Source organism: Dietzia sp. UBA5065, from assembly GCA_002415925.1.
Classification (GTDB): domain Bacteria; phylum Actinomycetota; class Actinomycetes; order Mycobacteriales; family Mycobacteriaceae; genus Dietzia.
Window position 1 is genome coordinate 67,955 of sequence record DIAZ01000186.1, and the last position, 2,759, is coordinate 70,713.

At 71.0% G+C, this 2,759-nt stretch carries 4 protein-coding genes; 3 read left to right on the forward strand and 1 reads right to left on the reverse strand.

Going from position 1 to position 2,759, the window contains the following annotated elements:
* Nucleotides 1-572, forward strand: a 572-nt coding sequence (locus B4M60_RS15620) for an arabinofuranosyltransferase (RefSeq protein WP_291086162.1), incomplete at its 5' end; no start/stop codon positions are given.
* Nucleotides 573-580: 8 nt separating this feature from the next.
* Here the strand turns inward: B4M60_RS15620 and B4M60_RS15625 are convergent.
* On the reverse strand, nucleotides 581-1,477 hold the full coding sequence (locus tag B4M60_RS15625) for a glycosyltransferase family 2 protein (protein ID WP_291086165.1): 897 nt from the start codon (nucleotides 1,475-1,477) through the stop codon (nucleotides 581-583).
* A gap of 62 nt (nucleotides 1,478-1,539) precedes the next feature.
* On the opposite strand from B4M60_RS15625, the gene B4M60_RS15630 reads away from it, so the two are divergent.
* Nucleotides 1,540-2,292 (forward strand): glycosyltransferase family 2 protein, encoded by a 753-nt coding sequence (locus B4M60_RS15630; RefSeq protein WP_291086170.1) that lies wholly within the window; start codon nucleotides 1,540-1,542, stop codon nucleotides 2,290-2,292.
* Nucleotides 2,289-2,678 carry a DUF2304 domain-containing protein gene (locus tag B4M60_RS15635; protein ID WP_291086173.1) on the forward strand — a complete coding sequence of 130 codons (390 nt, stop codon included), beginning with the start codon at nucleotides 2,289-2,291 and terminating at the stop codon, nucleotides 2,676-2,678. The genes B4M60_RS15630 and B4M60_RS15635 overlap by 4 nt, the downstream gene beginning before the upstream one ends.
* Nucleotides 2,679-2,759: the final 81 nt, after the last annotated feature.

Consider the following 2,759-nt stretch of genomic DNA (forward strand, 5'->3'; position numbering starts at 1 on the left):
CCACCTCGCCCCCGCACGCGCGGGGCCGCGTCGCGGCGGTGGCGGTGGTGCTGGCCGGGCTGGCCGCGATCCAGATGGTCCAGCACGTCTCGGAGGAGGACTCGCACTTCGCCGCAGTCGCCCGCGAGGCCCCGGCGCCCCAGGCGGACGTGCTCGAGGCGATCGACCAGATGACCGGCGGCCGCCGGCCGTCCGACCTGGTGCTGCTCACGTCGGACCCGACCCTGTACGCCTACCGGCCGTTCTTCACCTTCCAGGCGCCCGCCCAGGCCTACGCCACCCCGGCCGGACGCTACGAGGCCAGGCTCGACGAGATCCGCGCGTGGGCCGACGCCGACTCGCCGGCGGACCTGGCGGACGCGCTGGACTCGGGTCCCTTCCGCGGGCCCGACGTGCTGGTGCTCCAACGGAAGGGATCGAGGCGGTGGGTCTTCCCCGCCACCGTCAACGTGATGCCGCTCGAGCGGAACAACACCCGGGAGGAGATCGTCTTCCGCCCCCGGCAGTTCGCCGATCCGGCGCTGTTCGACGTCCGCGAGGTGGGCTCCACGGTCGTGATCGTGCGGCGGTAGGCGGGCCGTCAGCGCGTGCGGAACGTGTGCCCGAGCAGCTTCTTCCCGCCCTCGGCCAGCTTCCCGGCCCTGGCGGCGGTCGGCAGCAGCGACAGCGCGTTGAGGCGCGAGGTGAGGTGCAGGCGCGCGGCCCGCTCGGCGCTCTTCCACCCGCGGGCGGCAAAGGCGTCGGCCTCGCCGGCGAAGAACCGGGCCTCCTCGTCGAAGCGGCGCCCGTCCAGCGCCCGGACCGAGGAGTCGGACGCCGAGTGACGGCGGTAGAGGAACGCCAGGGTGGGGTCGTAGACCATGTGCCCGCCACCGGTGATCACGTCGACCAGCAGCGCCAGATCCTGCACCACGTCCAGGCCCTCGCGGAACCCGATGCGGCGGATCCACTCGGAGTTCCACGCCAGCGACGGGAAGTAGGTCCAGTTACCGTGCATGAGGGAGGTCATGAGCTTCTCGCCGTGCAGCACGGTGCGCCCGTCCGCCTTAGGCGTGGTGAACGACTTGACGGAGTCCGACAACCCCCGCACCGGGGCGCCGTGCTCGTCGATCACGCTGACGCCCACCTCCATCACGGCGGCGTCGGGCACCGCGGCGAAGCCGTCGGCCACCACCTGGAGGTAGTTGGACAGCATGATGTCGTCGGCGCCCATGATCACCACGATCGGCGCGGTCACCATCTCCACGCACTTCCGGTAGTTGCCGTTGGCGCCGAGGTTGGTCTCGTTCTTCTCGTACGACACACGCGGGTCGCGCGCCACGATCTCGGCCATGTAGCGGGCGGGCTCCGGATCCGGGTAGCCGTCGTCCACCACGATGAGCCGGAAGTCCCCGTAGCTCTGCCCGAGGACACTGTCCACGGCCTTCTTGAAGTGGCCGACATCCCCGTAGTAGGGGAGCATCACATCGATGGCCATCAGGGAACCGCCGTCCTTCTCGTCACCGGGTTGTCCGTCTCATCGCATAGTATCGACCCTCGATGAACGGTGACAGTGAGCGCGACACGGGGCTGGGCGGAGCGGGCGGGGACGACCCCGTCCGCAATCGCGACGTCTGGCTGATCGTCCCCTGCTACAACGAGGGCACCGTGATCGAGGAGGTCCTCTCCGCGGCCCGCGGGACGTTCCCCCACATCGTGGCCGTGGACGACGGATCGGCCGACGGTTCCGCCGCCGCGATCCACCGCTCGGGCGCGCACCTGGTGCGCCACCCCGTCAACCTGGGGCAGGGTGCCGCGATCCAGACCGGCGTCGAGTACGCCCGGGCGCAGCCCGGCGCCCGCTACTTCGTCACCTTCGACGCGGACGGGCAGCACCAGGTCAAGGACGTGCTAGCCATGCTCGCGCGGGTGCGCAGCGAGCCCGTGGACATCGTGGTGGGGACCCGCTTCGGCCGCCCGCGCGAGGCTGGCGACCAGGTCCCGCTGATCAAGCGGATCGTGCTGCGGACCGTGGTCCTGCTCAGCCCGCGCACGCGGCGGCTCGGCCTGACCGACGCCCACAACGGCCTGCGGGTGTTCAACCGCCGCGTGGCCGACGAGCTCAACCTGCGGATGAACGGCATGAGCCACGCCAGCGAGTTCGTCGAACTCATGGACACCCACGGCTGGCGGGTCGCCGAACAGCCGGTCGACATCCTCTACACCGAGTACTCCATGTCCAAGGGGCAGTCGCTGCTCAACGGGATCAACATCCTCTCCGACGGATTCGTGGGAAAGAGGTTGCCGCGATGATCAAGGCGCTCCTGCTGCTCGCCGGCGCCGCGCTGGTGGCGTTCTTCCTGGCCAACCGCCGCAAGGCCCGCGCCAAGGCCGGCGTGAAGATCGGGTTCGTGCTGTTCGTGGTGTTCATGGTCTACGCCGTGATCCGCCCCGACGACCTCACCGTGGTGGCCAACTCGCTCGGCGTCCAGCGCGGCACCGACCTGGTGCTGTACGCGCTGGTGATGGGCTTCGCCTTTGTCACCGTCTCGACCTACGTGCGGTTCCGCGAGCAGGAGCTGCGCTACGCGCGCCTGGCCCGGACGATCGCGCTGCAGCACGCCCTGCGGCCGGAGGACGAGGCCGACGACCGCGCGATGGGGCCCGCCCCGGACGACGACGACCCGCTCCGGCGGTGACCGGGGATCCCGCGACCGGGGGCGCGCCCGAGGCGGTGCGCGGTGAGGCGGTGCGCGATGAGGCGGCCCGGCTCGCGCGGC

Coding starts and splice junctions, on each gene's coding strand:
- B4M60_RS15630 (WP_291086170.1), top strand. CDS start 1,540: ATGAACGGTGACAGTGAGCGCGACACGGGGCTGGGCGGAGCGGGCGGG.
- B4M60_RS15635 (WP_291086173.1), top strand. CDS start 2,289: ATGATCAAGGCGCTCCTGCTGCTCGCCGGCGCCGCGCTGGTGGCGTTC.
- B4M60_RS15625 (WP_291086165.1), bottom strand. CDS start 1,477: ATGGCCATCGATGTGATGCTCCCCTACTACGGGGATGTCGGCCACTTC.